Origin of the sequence: Cupriavidus sp. 30B13, assembly GCF_049059565.2 — a bacterium.
GTDB lineage: Bacteria > Pseudomonadota > Gammaproteobacteria > Burkholderiales > Burkholderiaceae > Cupriavidus.
On sequence record NZ_CP188224.1, the window covers coordinates 676,985 to 693,007 of the forward strand.

The following is a 16,023-nucleotide window of genomic DNA, read 5'->3' on the forward strand; positions in this document are numbered from 1 at the left end:
GCATCATCGAAAAGCAAAAAAAGCAAAAAACACCTGGAGACAACCATGCGCAGCAAACCTCTCGCGGCGGCCATGCTGGCCGCCTGCACCGCCTTGTCCATGCTGGCCGCGCCCGCGGCGCGGGCGGACAGCTATCCCTCCAAGCCGATCCGCCTCGTGGTCGGCTTTCCCAGCGGCGGCGCGCCGGACATCCTGGCGCGCATCTTTTCCGAGAAGATTTCCCTGGGCCAGCCGGTGGTGGTGGACAACAAGCCCGGCGCCGGCGGCAATATCGGCGCCGAAGCCGTGGCCCACGCCGCGCCCGACGGCTACACGCTGGCCATGGGCACGGTGGGCACGCACTCGATCAACGGCGCGCTCTACGCGCGCATGCCGTACGACATGGTCAAGGACTTCACGCCGGTGATCCTGGTCGCGTCCACGCCGAACGTGCTGGTGGTCAACCCCGCGGTGCCGGCCAGGAACGTGCAGGAGCTGATCGCGCTGGCCAAGGCCAAGCCGGGCGGGCTGACGTTCGGCACGCCGGGCGTCGGCACTTCGCTGCACGTGGCGGGCGAGCTGTTCAACTCGATGGCGGGCGTGAAGATCACGCACGTGCCCTACAAGGGCCGCGCGATGGCCATCCCCGACCTGCTCGGCGGCCATATCACGATGATGTTCGACAACCTGCCGTCGGCGCTGCCGGTGGTCAAGGAAGGCAAGCTGCGCGCGCTCGGCGTCACCAGCGCCAGGCGCTCGCCGTCGGCGCCGGAGATTCCCACGCTGGCCGAGCAGGGCCTGCCGGGCTTCGAGGCCGATTCGTGGTTTGCCATCTTCGCGCCGGCCAACACGCCCAAGGACGTGATCGCCAGGCTCAACGCCGAACTCAACCGCATCTACACCCTGCCCGACGTGCAGGCCAAGCTCAAGACGCTGGGCCTCGACCCGGTGCTCGGCACGCCCGAGAAGCTGGCGGCCTACCAGCACAGCGAGATCGCGAAGTGGGCGAAGGTGGTGAAGGAGTCGGGGGCGAAGGCGGAGTAGGCGGGCGGCATACCTCGCCGGGCGCTTGCGCGTGCGCTGGCGCCCAAGCGCTCCGGTCTTCGATCGGTTCCCTGCTCTTGCTTTGCCGGAGGTGCGGAGCGGGGGGCCGTCGCCGCCTACGCTTGGCGGCCCTTGCGGCGCCAGGCGGGCCGCGCGCAGGCCAGCGCGACCAGCACCGGTATCGCCAGCGCGATCCAGCTTATCCAGCGCACGCCGGCCGGCGCCAGCAGCGCCACCAGCAGGCCGGCCATCGTCAGCAGCGCGAGCGCCACGGGGATCCGCCAGATCGCCCAGGCGCCGCCGCGGCGGCTTTTGTCGTTGCGCGAGACCGCGGCTTTGGCGGCGGAGGTGGTCATGGCTTGCCCTCTGCGCCCGGCCCGCGCGGCATCGCCGGGGCTGCCGCCATCGGCGCGCGCCGCGCGGGCTGTGCCCCGGCCTCGGCCGGCGCCGCGCCGGCGGCTGCGTGCGCGGCCACCAGGCGTTCGAGCCGCGCCGCGTTGGCATGGCGCCGCGCGAACCAGAGGTAGAGGCCGCTGCCCAGCACGATCAGCGTGATCAGGTCCAGCAGCACCCACAGCACCTTCATCGGCGTGCCGCCGTAGTCGCCGAAGTGCAGCGGGCGGCAGACCTCCAGCGCGCGCAGGTACCACGGCATCTCGGCGACGCCGCTCAGCGCGCCGCTGCGGGCGTCGACCAGCACCGGCGTGAACAGGCGGCTGGTCAGCGCACTGTCGCCCTTGGTCCAGATCACGTAGTGGAACGGCGAGCCGAAGGGGCTGCCGGGGAAGACCACGCTGACGACCGCCTTGCCCGGCACCGCCGCGCCGGCGCGCGACACCGCCGCCTGCACCGGCGCCAGCTCGCCGGGGCCGGGGCGGGGCTGCCCCTGCCACGGCGCCAGCATGGCCGCCACGTCGGTGCGCTGCCAGAGCGCGAACAGCGGCGTGGACAGTTCGTTGATCACGCCGGTGGCGCCCACCACCAGGGTCCAGGCCAGCGTGACGATGCCCAGCAGGTTATGCAGGTCGAGCCATTTGAGGCGGCTGGCGCGGCCGGTGCGCACGGTGCCGAAGTCCAGCTTCTTCATGAACGGGCCGTACAGCACGATGCCGGACACGGTGGCCGCCACGAACAGCGCGGCCATCAGGCCGAGGAACAGCTCTCCGGCGAGGCCGGCGAACAGGTCGGTATGCAGGCGCAGCATCCAGTCGGTGAAGCGCAGGCCGCGCTCGGTCGACGGCTTGCCGTCTTCCAGCATCTGGCCCGTGCGCGCGTCGAAGCGCACCGCGTGGCTGGAGCGCGTGTCGGCGGTGAAGGCCTGCCAGCTCGGCGCCATCCACACCATGACCTGCGGCTCGTCGTCGTCGATGAAGACGGAGGTGACCGTCTCCTGCGGATGGCGCCGGCGCGCCTCGGCCACCAGGCCGTCCAGGCTGGCGGGGGGCGTGTCGGCGGGAAGCTGCGCGTAGTGCGTGGGTCCGTCGAGCAGGGTGTCGATTTCCTCGGAAAACACCAGCGGCAGCCCGGTCAGGCAGATCAGCAGCAGGAACAGCGTGCAGATCAGGCTCGTCCACTTGTGTACCTGATACCACTGGCGAAGATGGGAAGGATGCGACATGGCGGGCGGGAAACGGAACAGGCCGACAGTTTAGCGCGGCAGCGCTGCGAAGCAATGCCTTCGCGGCGCCGCGCACGCTGCAAAGGCCGCCCTGCGCTCAGATATCCGCCTCGGCCGCGCCCCGCGCCTGCGAGCCCGTGTCGCTGCTGCTGCGCAGCCGGCTGAAGCTCACCACCGCGCCCACGGTGGCCACGGTGGCCGCCACGAACAGGGCCAGCCGGGCCGCGCCCGACTGGTCGATGCTGAACAGCAGCGCGACGATGGCCGTGCCGGTGGTCTGCCCGAGCAGCCGCGTGGTGGCCTGCGCGCCGCTGGCGCCGCCGCTGCGCGCCGGCGGCGTGGCGCCGATCATGGCGCGGTTGTTGGGCGACTGGAACAGCCCGAAGCCCAGCCCGCACATGGCCATGCGCCAGCCGATGGCGAAGCTCGACGCGTCCGGGCCGAGCATGGCCAGGCCGACCAGCCCGCTGCCGAGCAGCGCCAGCCCGATGCCGGCCAGGATGCTGGCCGGATAGCGGTCCGACAGGCGGCCCGACAGCGGCGCCATGACCGCCACCATCAGCGGCCACGGCGTGATCAGCAGGCCGGTCTCGTGCAGCGAGCGGCCGAGCTGGTATTCGAGGTAGAACGGCAGCGCCACGAAGGACAGCATCTGGGCCATGAAGGAGCAGAACGAGGTGCCCACCGCCAGCGTGAAGGCGCGGCTGCGGAACAGGTCCACCGGCACCAGCGGCGCGGGCTTGCCGCGCTGCATGCGCACCAGCCACCAGCCCAGCAGCGCCGCCGCGGCCAGCCCCGCGGCCGCCGCCGGGCGCAGGCTGGCGTGCCCGGCGCCGTCCACGCTGAGGATGAACAGCGCGAACACCACCGCCGACAGCAGCGCGCTGCGGTAGTCGAAGCCGTGCGGCTGCGGCGGCGTGGCCGGCAGCGCGCTGCGCGCCAGCAGCAGGGCGAATACCGCGACCGGCACGTTGATGGCGAACAGCCATTGCCAGCTCGCCACGGACAGGATCAGCGCGCCCACCGACGGGCCCACGGCAATGGTGATGCCCACCACCAGCGCATTGAGCCCGATGCCGCGCCCGAGCTTGGTGGGCGGATAGATAAAGCGCACCAGCGCCGTGTTCACGCTCATGATGCCGGCGCCGCCGATGCCCTGCAGCACGCGCGCGGCCACCAGCATCGGCAGGTTGGGCGAAAGCGCGCACAGCAGCGAGCCGAGCAGGAAGATCGCCAGCCCCGCGCGGTACACGCGCTTGTAGCCGAGGATGTCGCCCAGCGAGGACAGCGGCAGCAGGCACACCGTGACGGTGAGCTGGTAGGCGTTGACCACCCAGATGGTGCTGGACGGATCGGAGGCGAGCTTGCGCGAGATCGACGGCAGCGCGATGTTGGCGATCGAGCCGTCGAGCACGGCCATGATGAGGCCGCAGAACACGGTGAGGATGGCCCAGGTGCGTTGGGGACGGGGTAGGCCTTGGTGTGGCTGCATGGAAGCGAGGGGAGAGAGGCGGCGAGGACAGCGCCGCGCGGCTTGCGCGGCCGCGCAATTATCGTCTTCCATGGCGGCGCCTGCAAATGCCGGGTTTGCGGCTGGCCCTGCCGGCTGTTGTTTTCTCTCCCGGCGCGACGCGCTTGTGCGGCGGTGCGGCATGGCCGTCCGCGGGAAAAGCGGCCCCCTCTCCGGTAGGGAGTGATTTGCGCGGCTTGCTGCCGTTAGCCTGTTCGTAGCAAGAAAAATACAGCGAACCTCACGGTGAATGCGGCGCGGTCGTTTCGCCTTATTCATCACAAAAAAACACGAGGTCAAGCTGGGAACGGGATGGCAGCGCAAACGGTTCGTATCTGGCATCAGACCATTTCCCGCGGGTGGGCAAAGCTAAAGCCCGCGGACCAGTTCGCAGCGTCAATGTCCTGACAGGGACAGAGGGGATCGACTTGAAATTCGTCAACTTGAGCATCAAGAGCAAGCTCTTGATGAGCTTCAGCCTGCTTGCGCTCATCGCGCTGGCCATTTCCGCGCTCTCGCTGAGCGCGCTCTACCAGACCACCGAAGGCTTCACGCTTTACCTGCGCGGCATCAACGCCCGCGCCGAGATGGCCGCGCAGGTGCGCACCGCCGTCGACCAGCGCGCCATCGCCGCGCGCAACCTGGTGCTGGTGGCCAGGCCCGAGGACGTGGCCCTGGAAAAAGCCGCGGCGCTGCGCGCGCACGACGACGTGCAGTCGCGCATGGCGCGGCTCAAGGAGATGGCGCAGGCCAGCGACGCGAGCGACACCGCGCGCGGACTGGTGGGCGAGATCGACCGCGTCGAGTCGCGCTACGGTCCGGTGGCCACGGCCATCGTCAACCTGGCGCTGGCCGGCAAGCGCGACGAGGCCATCCTCAAGATGAACGACGAATGCCGGCCCCTGCTGGCGGCGCTGGTCAAGGCCAGCGACGCCTACACCGAGTTCACCAAGGCGCGCCAGGCCGAGACCGTGCGCCGGCTCGAAGAGGAATACGTGGCGCAGCGCAGGCTGCTGATCGTCATGTCGATTGCCGCCGTGGTGCTGGCCGCGGTGGGCGGGCTGCTGATCACGCGCGCGATCACCGGGCCGCTGCGGATGGCCGTGGAAGTGGCGCAGACGGTGGCGCGCGGCGACCTCGGCAGCCATATCGAAGTGACCTCGCGCGACGAGACCGGGCGCCTGCTGATGTCGCTGCGCGACATGAACGAGCGCCTCACCGCGATCGTGGCGCGCGTGCGCGAGGGCAGTGGCAGCATCGCCGGCGCTTCGGCCGAGATCGCCGCCGGTAACGCCGACCTGAGCCGGCGTACCGAAGAGCAGGCCGCCTCGCTCGAAGAGACCGCCGCCAGCATGGAGGAGCTCACCACCACGGTGCGGCAGAGCAGCGAGAATGCGCGCCAGGCCAACGAGCTGGCCCGTGAGGCCGCCGACATCGCCCAGCGCGGCAGCACGGCGGTGGGCCGCGTGGTCGATACCATGCAGGACATCAGCGCCAGCTCCGCCAAGATCGCGGACATTACCGGCATCATCGAAGGCATTGCCTTCCAGACCAACATCCTGGCGCTCAACGCCGCGGTGGAAGCCGCGCGTGCCGGCGAGCAGGGCCGCGGCTTCGCCGTGGTGGCCAGCGAAGTGCGCGGGCTGGCGCAGCGCTCGTCGAGCGCGGCCAAGGAGATCAAGGAACTGATCGCGGGCTCGATGCAGCAGATCCAGAACGGCTCCACGCTGGCGGGCGAAGCGGGCGAGACCATGTCGTCGGTGACCAGGGCCGTGGCGCGCGTGAGCGGCATCGTGGACGAGATCGCCACCGCCGCGCAGGAACAGAGCCGCGGCATCGAGCAGGTGAACGTGGCCATCTCGCAGATGGACGAGGTCACGCAGCAGAACGCCGCCATGGTCGAGCAGGCCGCCAGCGCGTCGCGCGCGCTGCAGGAGCAGGGCCGCGACCTCGACGAGGCGGTCGCGTTCTTCCGCCTGCCCGGCGCGGGCGGCGGGCGGCGTCCGGCACCGGCCCGGGATGCGGGCGCGCGCGGCTACGCGGCCGCCGCGGCCTGAGCGCGGGCGCGGAGCGGGAGGCGCCCGGCCCGGCCCGGCCGCAATGTCCCGGCCGCCATGCCGGCCGATGCTCTATATTGCAGGCAGGCGTGGCGCCCCGGGCCGCCGCGCCACCGTGCCGTGGCCGGGCAGCGCGCCCGCCACGCCGGCCCGGACCTGACGCGTAACCATGAAGACTACCTCACGATATCTCGGCGGCTGGCTGCTGTGCGCGGCCGTCGCGGTGCTGCCGGCCTGCGCGGTGCTGCAGCCGGTTGAAACGGCACAAAAGATGCTCGGCGCGCCCGAGGATGCGGTCAAGGCCACCTTCGGCACCCCCACCGACGTCTACCATCTGGCCGGCGGCACGACCCGCTGGATCTACTCCCGGCAGCCGCTCGGCTACCAGGCCTACGCGGCCGATTTCGACGCCGCCGGCAAGCTGACCGGTTTCCGCCAGATGCTGACCAACGCGGAAATCTACCAGGCGCGGGTCGACGTCTGGACCAAGCGCGACGTGGAAGAGCACTTCGGCAAGCCGCGCGAGCCGGTGCAGTACTTCCCGCTGATGCGGCGCGAGGTCTGGTCCTACCGCTACCGCCAGGACGGCATGCTGTCGTCGCTGTTCAACTGCTACTTCGACGACCAGGGCGTGCTGCGCCAGGTGCAGATCACGCTCGATCCGCTCGGCGGCGACAGCAGCCGCTCGAAGTAGGCATGCGCCGGGCCGCCGGGCCCGGCGCGCCATCCGGCCGCGTGCAATCCATGCTTCGGCACGCGCTGAAACGTTTCCCCGCGCCGCGCTTCCACAATGGAGGCAACCTCTTGCGCGAAGACACCCATGCCAGCCTTGCCGACCGCCCGTGCGACCCCCTCTGCGGCCGCTTCTGCCACCATCTCTGCCACCACTCCTGCGGACGCGATTGCCGATCCCGCCCAGGGCCCGCACGGCCGCGCGGGGCAACTGCTGCTCCTGCTGGCGCTGTCCACGCTGTGGGGCGCGTCCTATACCTTCATCCGCATCGGCGTCGCCACCATTGCGCCCGTGACGCTGATCGCGGCCAGGACGCTGATCGCCGGCGCGCTGCTGGTCGCGTGGATGGCGGCCACGGGCGTGCCGCTGCCGCGCGGCGCGGCGGTGTGGCGGCGCTTCGCGGTGCAGGCCATGCTCAACAGCGTGGTGCCCTTCACGCTGATCGCCTGGGCCGAGCAGTCGGTGCCGGCCGGGCTGGCCACCATCCTGAACTCCTCCTCGCCGGTCATCGCGGTGCTGGGCACGTGGCTCGTCACGCGGCACGAGCGCATCACCGCGCGCAAGCTGCTCGGCGTGGCCGCCGGGCTGGCCGGCATCTGCCTGATCGTCGGCGCCAGCGCGCTGGACGGGCTCGGGCGGCAGCTGGTGCCGCAACTGGCCATCGTGGCGGCCACGGTCTGCTACGCGGGCGCGGCGATCTACGGCCGTGGCTTCCGCGACCTGCCGGCGATCGCGCCGGCCGCGGGGTCGCTGGTCGTCGGCGCGGCGTTGCTGGTGCCCGCCAGCCTGGCGCTCGACCGTCCCTGGACGCTGCATCCTTCGCCGGCATCGCTCGCGGCCTTGCTGGCGCTCTCGGTGTTCTCCACCGCGCTGGCCTTCGTCATCTACTTCCGGCTGGTGCGCACGCTCGGGCCGGTGGGAACCACGGCGCAGGCCTACCTGCGCGTGCCGGTCGGCGTGGCCATCGGCATGGTGTTCCTGGGCGAATCGCTGGCGGCCCCGGCATGGCTGGGGCTGGCCTGCGTGGTGACGGGCGTGGCCGCCATGACGCTGCCGGCGCGGCGCCGCGCCGGCGGGGCATAGCGGCGGCGGGCCCGCACAGGGGGTATATTGTGTGGCGCGCCGCCAGCCGCGCCCGCAGCCTGCATGAGCATGCACCGGGCCGGTGCCGGGCGCGCACTCCGTCCGGCCTTCTTGCCCCCACCATGGAACGCTTCACCATTTCGCTGGACAGCCAGCTTGCCGCCGAATTCGACCGGCTGATCGCCGAGCGCGGCTACGATAACCGCTCCGAGGCGGTGCGCGACATCCTGCGCAGCCACCTGGACCGCTGGCGCGAAGCCTGCGATGCCGACGGCCCCTGCGTGGCCAACCTGTCCTACGTCTACAACCACCACGAGCGCGACCTGGCCGAGCGGCTTACGCGCATCCAGCATGCGCATCACGGCCTGACGGTGTCGACCATGCACGCGCACCTCGACAGCGACAATTGCATCGAGACGGTGATACTGAAAGGCCCGGCCCGCGCCGTCCGGCACCTGGCCGACGCCATTGGCAGCGAGCGTGGCGTGCGCCAGGCAACGCTGAACGTGGTCATGGCCGAGGCCGACGACTTCCAGGCGCACTCCCACCCGCATCCGCATCCCCACGCGCACGACTGACGACGGCGCGCGCCCGCACCGCGACGGCGCACGTCCGCTGGTATGAAGTTTGCTAAAAACTTCATACATTTTCATATTGCAAAAAAATAACGATGCGGGACTACCTCGGGCGCCTGGCGCGCTTCCCTGAGCTGGCGGGCGCGCCCGCCATTCCCGGCCTGCCGCGCGGCTGGCGCCGCCGCCCGCTGCGGCTGGCGCTGTGGGCGGCGGCAAGCTGCGGCGCGGGACTGCATGGCGGCGCCGGCGCGGGCGGCCTGCAGCAGGCCCCGCCCGAGGCCCAGTTGCAGGCGGTGACGGTCCATGGCGCGCTGGCCGAAGCCCTGGCGGGCGACAGCGCCAGCGAAGGCTATGTCACGCGCGAGCAGCTCGAGACCCGGCCGCTGCTGCGCCCCGGCGAGTTGCTCGAAACCGTGCCGGGCCTGATCGTCACGCAGCACAGCGGCGACGGCAAGGCCAACCAGTACTTCCTGCGCGGCTTCAACCTCGACCACGGCACCGACCTCGCCACCACCGTGGCCGGCATGCCGGTCAACATGCGCACCCATGCGCATGGGCAGGGCTACACGGACCTCAATTTCGTCATCCCCGAACTGGTCGGCGGCATTGCCTACGAGAAGGGCACCTACTATGCCGGGGAAGGCGATTTTTCCGCCGCCGGCGCGGTGCGCATGGACTACGTGTCGAGCCTGCCGCAGGGCATCGCGCAGGGCGAGATCGGCCAGCACGGCTATCGCCGCGGACTGCTGGCGGACTCGCTCCAGGCGGGCCCGGGCACGCTGCTGTACGGGCTGGAATGGATGGGCGAGAACGGACCGTGGGTGCTGCCCGAGGGCGTGCGCAAGCTCAACGGCGTGCTGCGCTACAGTCTGCCGCTGGGCGGCGGCGAACGCCTGGGCGTGACGGCGATGGCCTACAAGAACAGCTGGCAGTCGACCGACCAGGTGCCGCAGCGCGCCATCGACCAGGGCCTGATCTCGCGCTTCGGCTATATCGATCCCAGCGACGGCGGCGCGTCGTCGCGCTACAGCCTGTCGGCGGACTGGCTGCGGCCGCTGCAGGACGGGCTGGCCAAGGCCAGTGCCTACGTGATCAAGAGCCGCCTGCAACTGTTTTCCAACTTCACCTATGCGCTCGACAACCCCGGGCGCGGCGACCAGTTCGAGCAGTTCGAGAACCGCGTGACCACCGGCGCCAATGCCGCGCGCGTGTGGTTCGGCAAGCTGGCCGGGAGCGACGCGGAAACCGAGATCGGCACGCAGCTGCGCTACGACCGGCTCGACCCCATCGCGCTCTACGACACCGAGGCGCGGCAGGTCTACCAGCAGGTGCGCAGCGACCGCGTCAACGAAACCAGCGCCGCGCTCTATGCGCGCAACTCGGTGCAGTGGCTGCCCTGGCTGCGCACGGTCGCGGGCCTGCGTGCGGACCAGTTCTGGTACGGCGTGGCCAGCGACAATCCGGCCAACTCCGGCCACGGCGGCGACCATATCCTCAGCCCCAAGCTGAGCCTGGCGCTGTCGCCGGGCGCGCGCACCGACGTGTTCCTCAACTGGGGCCGGGGCTATCACAGCAACGACGTGCGCGGCGCCACCACCACGGTGGACCCGGCCTCCGGCGCGCCCGCGCAGAAGGTCAGCGTGCTGGTGCCCGCCACCGGCTACGAGCTCGGCGTGCGCAGCGCCGACGTGTTGCCCGGCCTGCAGTTGTCGGCCTCGCTGTGGCGGCTCGACATCGGCTCCGAGCTGGTGTTCTCGGGCGACAGCGGCACCACCGAGCCGAGCCGCCCGAGCCGCCGCACCGGCATCGAGCTGGCGGCGTACTACGTGCCCGCCGCGGGCATCATCGTCGACGCGGACGCGGCCTTTTCCCGCGCGCGCTACCGCGACCACGACAGCGTGGGCGACTACATCCCCGAGTCGATCCAGGCCACCGCGTCGATGGGCGTGTCGGCCGAGCGCGGGCGCTGGTCCTTCGGCGCGCGCATGCGCTACTTCGGCCCGCGTCCGCTGGTGGAGGACGACAGCGTGCGCTCGGCGTCGTCGTTCCTGGTCAACCTCAAGCTCGGCTACCGCGTGCTGAAGAACGTGCGGGTCTTCGCCGAAGTGCTGAACGTGCTGGGCAAGCGCGCCAACGATATCGATTACTACTACGCCTCGCTGCTCAAGGGCGAGACCGCGCCGCCCGACGCCGGCGGCGCGCCCGCGGGCATCGGCGACCACCATATCCATCCCGCCGAGCCGCGCACCGTGCGCGTTGGCGCGACCTGGAATTTTTGACGGGTTTCTGGGATCTTTCGCGATTTTGGCGCTTGTTGCGCGCGGCTGCGCGAGGCCGGCGCCGCTCCGCGTTTCATCATCCTTACGAAGTAGAAACGCCGCATCACTCCCATGCAATCGATCTAATTGCACCACCCCGCCGAGTGCCTAGAGTGATTGAGCCGCGCCAGCCGCGCCTTGCACGGCAAGCGGCCGCATCCGGGGGAACCGGTCACGTCCAATCTCCAGCAAGGAGGAAATATGGACCTCGATCTCAGCCAGACCTTGTCATGGAAGAAAAGCCTCGCCGCCGCCACGCCAGGCGCGGCCGCGGAGCTTGCCATGCTCAGCGACCTGCAGGGGAACATCCTCAAGGGCCACGGCCGGCACAGCACGGCCAATCTTTTCCTGGTGTTCGACCCGGGCAGGCAGGCCGCGAGCCGGCACTTCCTGTCCTCGCTCGCCGTGCAGATCGGCTCGGCGCTGGACCAGCTCACCGGCGCGCTGGTGTTCAAGGCCTCGGGGCTGGACGCGGGCACGTTCGTTTCGCTGTTGCTCACTGCCAGGGGCTACGACGCGCTGGGCCGCGCCGACGCCAGGCCCGGCGATGCCGCCTTCCTCGCGGGCATGAAGGCGCGGCAGCTCGGCGACCCGGCGCCGTCGGCCTGGGGCGGGGCGTTTGCCGGCGACGTGCACGCCATGATGCTGATCGCCAGCAGCACCGCCGCGCAGCGCGACCGCGACGCGGCGCAGTTCCGCCAGCTCGTGGCCGCCACGCTGGGCGCGGTGCGCATCGCCGGCGAGGAGACGGGCAACGCGCTGTTCAACGGCGACCGGCAGGGCATCGAGCATTTCGGTTACGTCGATGGCCGCAGCCAGCCGCTGCCGCTGCAGGAAGACGTCGACAACGAGGAGCAGAACACGGACGGCATCGACAAGTGGAACCCCGCCATCCCGCTCAGCCAGGTGCTGGTCAAGGACCCGGGCGGCAAGCTCGCGGTGAGCTGCGGCAGCTATTTCGTGTTCCGCAAGCTGGAGCAGGACGTCAAGGCCTTCAAGGAACGGGAGGAGGCGCTGGCCGACGCGCTCGGCGGCATCGGCGAGCGGGCCGGGGCCAGCGTGGTGGGCCGCTTCGAGAACGGCACGCCCGTGGTGGCGTCGGCCAGCGAGTTGCCGTTCGCCGCGCCCGGCGTGTCCAACAACTTCGACTACGCGGGCGATCCCGATGGCCTGAAATGCCCGTTCGCCGGGCATATCCGCAAGAGCAACCCGCGCGACGGCATCGCCAACGCGAAGAGCCACCTGATGGCGCGGCGCGGCATTCCCTATGGCACCCGCAGCGATGGCCCCAACGACGGCCGCACCGACAACAAGCCGTCCGGCGGCGTGGGACTGCTGTTCATGGCTTACCAGAGCGACATCGCCAGGCAGTTCGAATTCACGCAGGTCAAGTGGGTCAACAACGCCGGCTTCCCGGCCAGCGACACCGGCATCGATCCCGTCATCGGGCAGCCGGCCGGCGGCGGCAAGCAGCGCTGGCCGGCGGTCTACGGCAAGACGCTGAGCGCGCCGCTGGATTTCTCCGGGCACGTCACGATGAAGGGCGGCGAGTATTTCTTCGCGCCGAGCCTGTCGTTCCTGCGCGGGCTGGGCGCGTAGGCGGCGCGCGCCGCGGGCGCTTGCGCCGGTGCTTCAGAAGCCGGCCTTGTGGAGGGGGCCGTCCCAGTCGTCCAGGTACTTGGGCAGCGCATCGGCCACGTCCACCACGCGGTGGCGGTAGAACAGGTGCATGGCCGGCTGCAGGGCCTCGGGCAGCATGCCGCCGGCGGCGCGCGCGAACAGGCTGTTGGACACCACCGACATGCCCAGCCGGTTGATGCCGAACAAGGTCTCGCCGCAATGGCGGCAGAACTGGCGCTGCTGCGCGCGGGTGGCGTGATGATAGGTGGCCACGTGTTCGGCGCCGCGTTCGACCGTTACCTGCGCGGGCTCCCAGGCCGTGGCCGCGAATACCGGGGTTGCGTAGAAATCGCGGCAAGCCTGGCAATGGCAATTGGCTTTCGCCACCGGCTCGCCGGCGATGCGCAACTGGACCTGGCCGCAAAGGCATGCCAGCGTGGCGGGAATCGGCATGGGCTGTCTCCTGTCTTGGTATGGCGAGGTGCATTCTACTTGCCGCCGCGCGAGGCTGCTCGCCGGCGCCCGCCGTGGCCTGGCGGTCCGCGCCAGCCACGGCGCCTCGCATTACAATGCCGGTTCGCGCGCCGTTGCGGCGTCGTTTCCCGTTTCCCCGCCCTTCGCCCCTTATGTCATCGCTTTCCGCATCCGCCAACACGCTCTGGTTCGAGGGCGCCGCCGGCCGCATCGAGGCCCTGGCGGACACGCCGCAGGGCGCCCCCCGGGGCGTCGCGGTGATCGCCCATCCGCACCCGCTGCTCGGCGGCAGCGCCACCCACAAGATCCCGGTGGCGCTGGCGAAGCTGTTCGAGGCGCGCGGCTGGCTCGCGGTGCGCCCCAATTTCCGCGGGGTGGGCGGCACGCAGGGCCAGCACGACGTCGGCGAGGGCGAGACCGACGACACCGAGGCCGTGGCCCGGCAGCTCATGCAGGCGCATCCGGGCCTGCCGCTGGCGCTGGCCGGCTTCTCGTTCGGCGCCTATGTGCAGACCCGCGTGGCGCAGCGGCTGCTGGCCGCCGGCGGCCAGCTGGCGAGCCTGGTGCTGGCCGGCATGCCGGCCGGGCCGGCCCCGGGCGGGCGCAGCTACGACACGCCCGCGGTGCCCGCCGACGCCTTCGTCATCCATGGCGAGCAAGATGCCAACGTGCCGCTGCAGGCGGTGTTCGACTGGGCGCGCCCGCAGGAGCTGCCGGTGGTGGTGGTGCCGGGCGCCAACCATTTCTTCACCGGCAAGCTGCCGGTGTTCCAGCGCGCGGTGGCGGACTACCTCGACCGGCAGGCGCGCGCGGCCGGCGCGGGCTGATCTGGCCGAGCGGGCTGCCTCAGTCCATGGCCGCGTGCGCGACCGCCTCGTCGGCGTGGTGGCTGGGGCGGATCAGCAGGATCAGCGGCACCACCAGCAGCGTGGCCACGAACATCACCTTGAAGTCATTGAGGTAGGCGATCATCGCCGCCTGCTGGTTGATCGACTGGTTGAGCACGGCGAGGTCGTAGCGCGAGCCGCCGGCCAGCATCGACTGCATGGCCGGGTTGAAGATGCTCACGTTGGCGGCCAGGTCTGCATGCGCGACCTGCGTGTTGCGCGTCATCAGGGTCTGGATCACCGAGATGCCGATGCTGCTGCCGATATTGCGCATCAGGCTGTAGGTGGCGGTGCCGTCCGCGCGCAACCCGGGCGCCAGCGTGGAGAAGGTCAGCGCGCTCAGCGGCACGAACACCAGCCCCAGCCCGAAGCCCTGGACGATGCCGGGCCACACGATGTCCGACACCGACAGCACGATGGTGTACTGCATCATCTGCCATAGCGCGAAGGCCGAGATCAGGAAGCCGCTGAGCAGCAGCAGGCGCGCGTCGATGCGCTTGAGCAGGCGTCCGGCCAGCAGCATGGCCAGCATGGTGCCGGCGCCGCTCGGGGCCGTCACCAGCCCGGTGGTGGCGACCGGGTAGCCCATCAGGTTCTGCAGCATCGGCGGCAGCAGCGCGCGCGTGGCGTACATCACCGCGCCGATCACGAAGATGAAGCAGGCGCCCGTGGTGAAGTTGCGGTCCTTGAGCAACTGGTAGCGGAAGAAGGAGCCGGGGCCGGCCGTGGCGGTGTGCGCGATGAAATACAGGAAGGCCAGCCCCGCCAGGATGGCCTCGATGCGGATCTCCAGCGAGCCGAACCAGTCGAGCTGCTCGCCGCGGTCCAGCATGGCCTGCAGCGCGCCGATGGCCAGGCCCAGCGTGACGAAGCCGAACGCATCGAACTTCACGCTGCGCTGCGGCGCCCGGCTCGGCAGGAACGACAGCACGCCGAACAGCGCGAAGGCGCCGATCGGCACGTTGATGAAGAACACCCAGCGCCAGTTGTAGCTGTCGGTCAGCCAGCCGCCCAGCGTGGGGCCCAGGATCGGCCCCACCATCACGCCCATGCCCCATACCGCCATGGCCTGCCCCTGCTTCTCGCGCGGGTTGATGTCCAGCAGGATCGACTGCGACAGCGGCACCAGCGAGGCGCCGAAGATACCCTGCAGCAGCCGCGAGGCGACGATCTGCGTGAGCGTCTCCGACAGGCCGCACAAGGCCGATGCCACCGTGAAGCCGGCGATGGAGACGGCCAGCAGCCGCTTGACGCTGAGCTGGTCGGACAGCCAGCCGGTCAGCGGCGTGGCGATCGCGGCGGCGACGATATAGGAGGTGAGCACCCAGGTGATCTCGTCCTGCGAGGCGGACAGGGCCCCTTGCATATGCGGCAGCGCAACATTGGCGATGGTGCTGTCGAGCGTCTGGATCAGGGTGGCGGCCATGATCGCGATGGTGATCATGGGCCGGTTGAGCGGCGTCTCGACGCGCGCAGGCACCGCTAGGGAGGACATGTTGGGGGACGGCCTGGCAGGATGATAAGCATGCTTATTATACGGCCGCGGCGCGCGCGCGTGGCAACCGCCAGCCGGCCGGCAAGGTGCGGGCGGCCGGCGGCGGACGCGGCCGGGATCTTTGTACAATCGCGCCATGGAAACGAAACTCGAAAAGCGCTTTGGCTTCCTGGTCTCGGATGTCGGCCGCCTGTGCGGCAAGCGCTTCGACGACCTGGCAAAGTCCTCGCTCGACCTGACCCGCGCGCAATGCCGCGTGCTGGCCTACCTGGGCCACTACGGCGAAGTCAACCAGGCCCGCCTGGCCGACCTGCTGGAGGTGGCGCCGATTTCCGCCGGCCGCCTGCTGGACCGCATGGAGGAGGGCGGCTGGATCGAGCGGCAGCCTAACCCGGGCGACCGCCGCGAGCGCGTGGTGCGCATGACGGGCAAGGCGGAGATGGCGCTGGACAAGGCGCGCCGCGTCGGCGACGAGGTGGCCGCGGAAGCGCTGGCGGGCCTGAGCGCGCAGGAGCGCGACCAGTTGATTGGCCTGTTGCAGCGCGTGCGGACCAACCTCGGGACTATCGTCGACCGGTGAGCGGGAGGGCGCGGGCAGGCGCGTTTTTCCGCCCTAAAGTTCTGCGGGAT

14 protein-coding genes are annotated in these 16,023 nt (G+C 70.5%); 9 read left to right on the top strand and 5 right to left on the bottom strand.

Going from position 1 to position 16,023, the window contains the following annotated elements:
• Positions 1 to 45 precede the first annotated feature (45 nt).
• Complete coding sequence (locus tag ACKI2N_RS22385; protein ID WP_420992935.1) at positions 46 to 1,023, top strand: Bug family tripartite tricarboxylate transporter substrate binding protein; 978 nt, start codon at positions 46 to 48, stop codon at positions 1,021 to 1,023.
• 116 nt (positions 1,024 to 1,139) lie between these two features.
• Here ACKI2N_RS22385 and ACKI2N_RS22390 read toward each other — a convergent pair whose 3' ends face one another.
• The 3 genes from ACKI2N_RS22390 to ACKI2N_RS22400 form a co-directional block, all read right to left on the bottom strand.
• Entirely contained in the window at positions 1,140 to 1,379 is a 240-nt protein-coding gene (locus ACKI2N_RS22390) for a hypothetical protein (RefSeq protein WP_420992936.1), read from the bottom strand.
• Positions 1,376 to 2,641 carry a PepSY-associated TM helix domain-containing protein gene (locus tag ACKI2N_RS22395; protein WP_420992937.1) on the bottom strand — a complete coding sequence of 422 codons (1,266 nt, stop codon included), beginning with the start codon at positions 2,639 to 2,641 and terminating at the stop codon, positions 1,376 to 1,378. The genes ACKI2N_RS22390 and ACKI2N_RS22395 overlap by 4 nt, the downstream gene beginning before the upstream one ends.
• Before the next feature lie 97 nt (positions 2,642 to 2,738).
• Positions 2,739 to 4,133, bottom strand: coding sequence for an MFS transporter (locus ACKI2N_RS22400; RefSeq protein ID WP_420992938.1), 1,395 nt, complete (start codon positions 4,131 to 4,133; stop codon positions 2,739 to 2,741).
• A gap of 446 nt (positions 4,134 to 4,579) precedes the next feature.
• Here ACKI2N_RS22400 and ACKI2N_RS22405 point away from each other — a divergent pair, with 446 nt between their 5' ends.
• The 6 genes from ACKI2N_RS22405 to ACKI2N_RS22430 all read left to right on the top strand — a co-directional run bounded on the left by ACKI2N_RS22405 (position 4,580) and on the right by ACKI2N_RS22430 (position 12,516).
• Positions 4,580 to 6,208 (top strand): methyl-accepting chemotaxis protein, encoded by a 1,629-nt coding sequence (locus tag ACKI2N_RS22405; protein ID WP_420992939.1) that lies wholly within the window; start codon positions 4,580 to 4,582, stop codon positions 6,206 to 6,208.
• A 169-nt stretch (positions 6,209 to 6,377) separates the two neighbouring features.
• Entirely contained in the window at positions 6,378 to 6,902 is a 525-nt protein-coding gene (locus tag ACKI2N_RS22410; RefSeq protein WP_420992940.1) for a hypothetical protein, read from the top strand.
• Between the two features lie 126 nt (positions 6,903 to 7,028).
• Positions 7,029 to 8,024, top strand: a complete 996-nt coding sequence (locus ACKI2N_RS22415) for a DMT family transporter (protein ID WP_420992941.1) — start codon at positions 7,029 to 7,031, stop codon at positions 8,022 to 8,024.
• Positions 8,025 to 8,146: 122 nt separating this feature from the next.
• Positions 8,147 to 8,602 carry a nickel-responsive transcriptional regulator NikR gene (gene nikR, locus ACKI2N_RS22420; protein ID WP_420992943.1) on the top strand — a complete coding sequence of 152 codons (456 nt, stop codon included), beginning with the start codon at positions 8,147 to 8,149 and terminating at the stop codon, positions 8,600 to 8,602.
• 92 nt (positions 8,603 to 8,694) lie between these two features.
• On the top strand, positions 8,695 to 10,878 hold the full coding sequence (locus tag ACKI2N_RS22425) for a TonB-dependent receptor (protein WP_426990934.1): 2,184 nt from the start codon (positions 8,695 to 8,697) through the stop codon (positions 10,876 to 10,878).
• Positions 10,879 to 11,118: 240 nt separating this feature from the next.
• A complete protein-coding gene (locus ACKI2N_RS22430) occupies positions 11,119 to 12,516 on the top strand; it encodes a Dyp-type peroxidase (RefSeq protein ID WP_420992945.1) in 1,398 nt (465 codons plus the stop codon).
• Between the two features lie 33 nt (positions 12,517 to 12,549).
• Here ACKI2N_RS22430 and ACKI2N_RS22435 read toward each other — a convergent pair whose 3' ends face one another.
• Complete coding sequence (locus ACKI2N_RS22435) at positions 12,550 to 12,990, bottom strand: GFA family protein (protein WP_420992947.1); 441 nt, start codon at positions 12,988 to 12,990, stop codon at positions 12,550 to 12,552.
• A gap of 173 nt (positions 12,991 to 13,163) precedes the next feature.
• Here ACKI2N_RS22435 and ACKI2N_RS22440 point away from each other — a divergent pair, with 173 nt between their 5' ends.
• Positions 13,164 to 13,838, top strand: a complete 675-nt coding sequence (locus ACKI2N_RS22440; RefSeq protein WP_426990935.1) for an alpha/beta hydrolase — start codon at positions 13,164 to 13,166, stop codon at positions 13,836 to 13,838.
• A gap of 19 nt (positions 13,839 to 13,857) precedes the next feature.
• On the opposite strand, the gene ACKI2N_RS22445 is transcribed toward ACKI2N_RS22440, so the two are convergent.
• The gene (locus ACKI2N_RS22445; protein ID WP_420992950.1) at positions 13,858 to 15,393 is read right to left on the bottom strand and encodes a DHA2 family efflux MFS transporter permease subunit; all 1,536 of its coding nucleotides are present in this window, start codon (positions 15,391 to 15,393) and stop codon (positions 13,858 to 13,860) included.
• A 136-nt stretch (positions 15,394 to 15,529) separates the two neighbouring features.
• Here ACKI2N_RS22445 and ACKI2N_RS22450 point away from each other — a divergent pair, with 136 nt between their 5' ends.
• On the top strand, positions 15,530 to 15,973 hold the full coding sequence (locus tag ACKI2N_RS22450; RefSeq protein WP_420992951.1) for a MarR family winged helix-turn-helix transcriptional regulator: 444 nt from the start codon (positions 15,530 to 15,532) through the stop codon (positions 15,971 to 15,973).
• Positions 15,974 to 16,023: the final 50 nt, after the last annotated feature.

Coding starts and splice junctions, on each gene's coding strand:
- ACKI2N_RS22450 (WP_420992951.1), top strand. CDS start 15,530: ATGGAAACGAAACTCGAAAAGCGCTTTGGCTTCCTGGTCTCGGATGTC.
- ACKI2N_RS22385 (WP_420992935.1), top strand. CDS start 46: ATGCGCAGCAAACCTCTCGCGGCGGCCATGCTGGCCGCCTGCACCGCC.
- ACKI2N_RS22430 (WP_420992945.1), top strand. CDS start 11,119: ATGGACCTCGATCTCAGCCAGACCTTGTCATGGAAGAAAAGCCTCGCC.
- ACKI2N_RS22435 (WP_420992947.1), bottom strand. CDS start 12,990: ATGCCGATTCCCGCCACGCTGGCATGCCTTTGCGGCCAGGTCCAGTTG.
- ACKI2N_RS22390 (WP_420992936.1), bottom strand. CDS start 1,379: ATGACCACCTCCGCCGCCAAAGCCGCGGTCTCGCGCAACGACAAAAGC.
- nikR (WP_420992943.1), top strand. CDS start 8,147: ATGGAACGCTTCACCATTTCGCTGGACAGCCAGCTTGCCGCCGAATTC.
- ACKI2N_RS22425 (WP_426990934.1), top strand. CDS start 8,695: ATGCGGGACTACCTCGGGCGCCTGGCGCGCTTCCCTGAGCTGGCGGGC.
- ACKI2N_RS22415 (WP_420992941.1), top strand. CDS start 7,029: ATGCCAGCCTTGCCGACCGCCCGTGCGACCCCCTCTGCGGCCGCTTCT.
- ACKI2N_RS22395 (WP_420992937.1), bottom strand. CDS start 2,641: ATGTCGCATCCTTCCCATCTTCGCCAGTGGTATCAGGTACACAAGTGG.
- ACKI2N_RS22440 (WP_426990935.1), top strand. CDS start 13,164: ATGTCATCGCTTTCCGCATCCGCCAACACGCTCTGGTTCGAGGGCGCC.
- ACKI2N_RS22410 (WP_420992940.1), top strand. CDS start 6,378: ATGAAGACTACCTCACGATATCTCGGCGGCTGGCTGCTGTGCGCGGCC.
- ACKI2N_RS22445 (WP_420992950.1), bottom strand. CDS start 15,393: ATGTCCTCCCTAGCGGTGCCTGCGCGCGTCGAGACGCCGCTCAACCGG.
- ACKI2N_RS22400 (WP_420992938.1), bottom strand. CDS start 4,133: ATGCAGCCACACCAAGGCCTACCCCGTCCCCAACGCACCTGGGCCATC.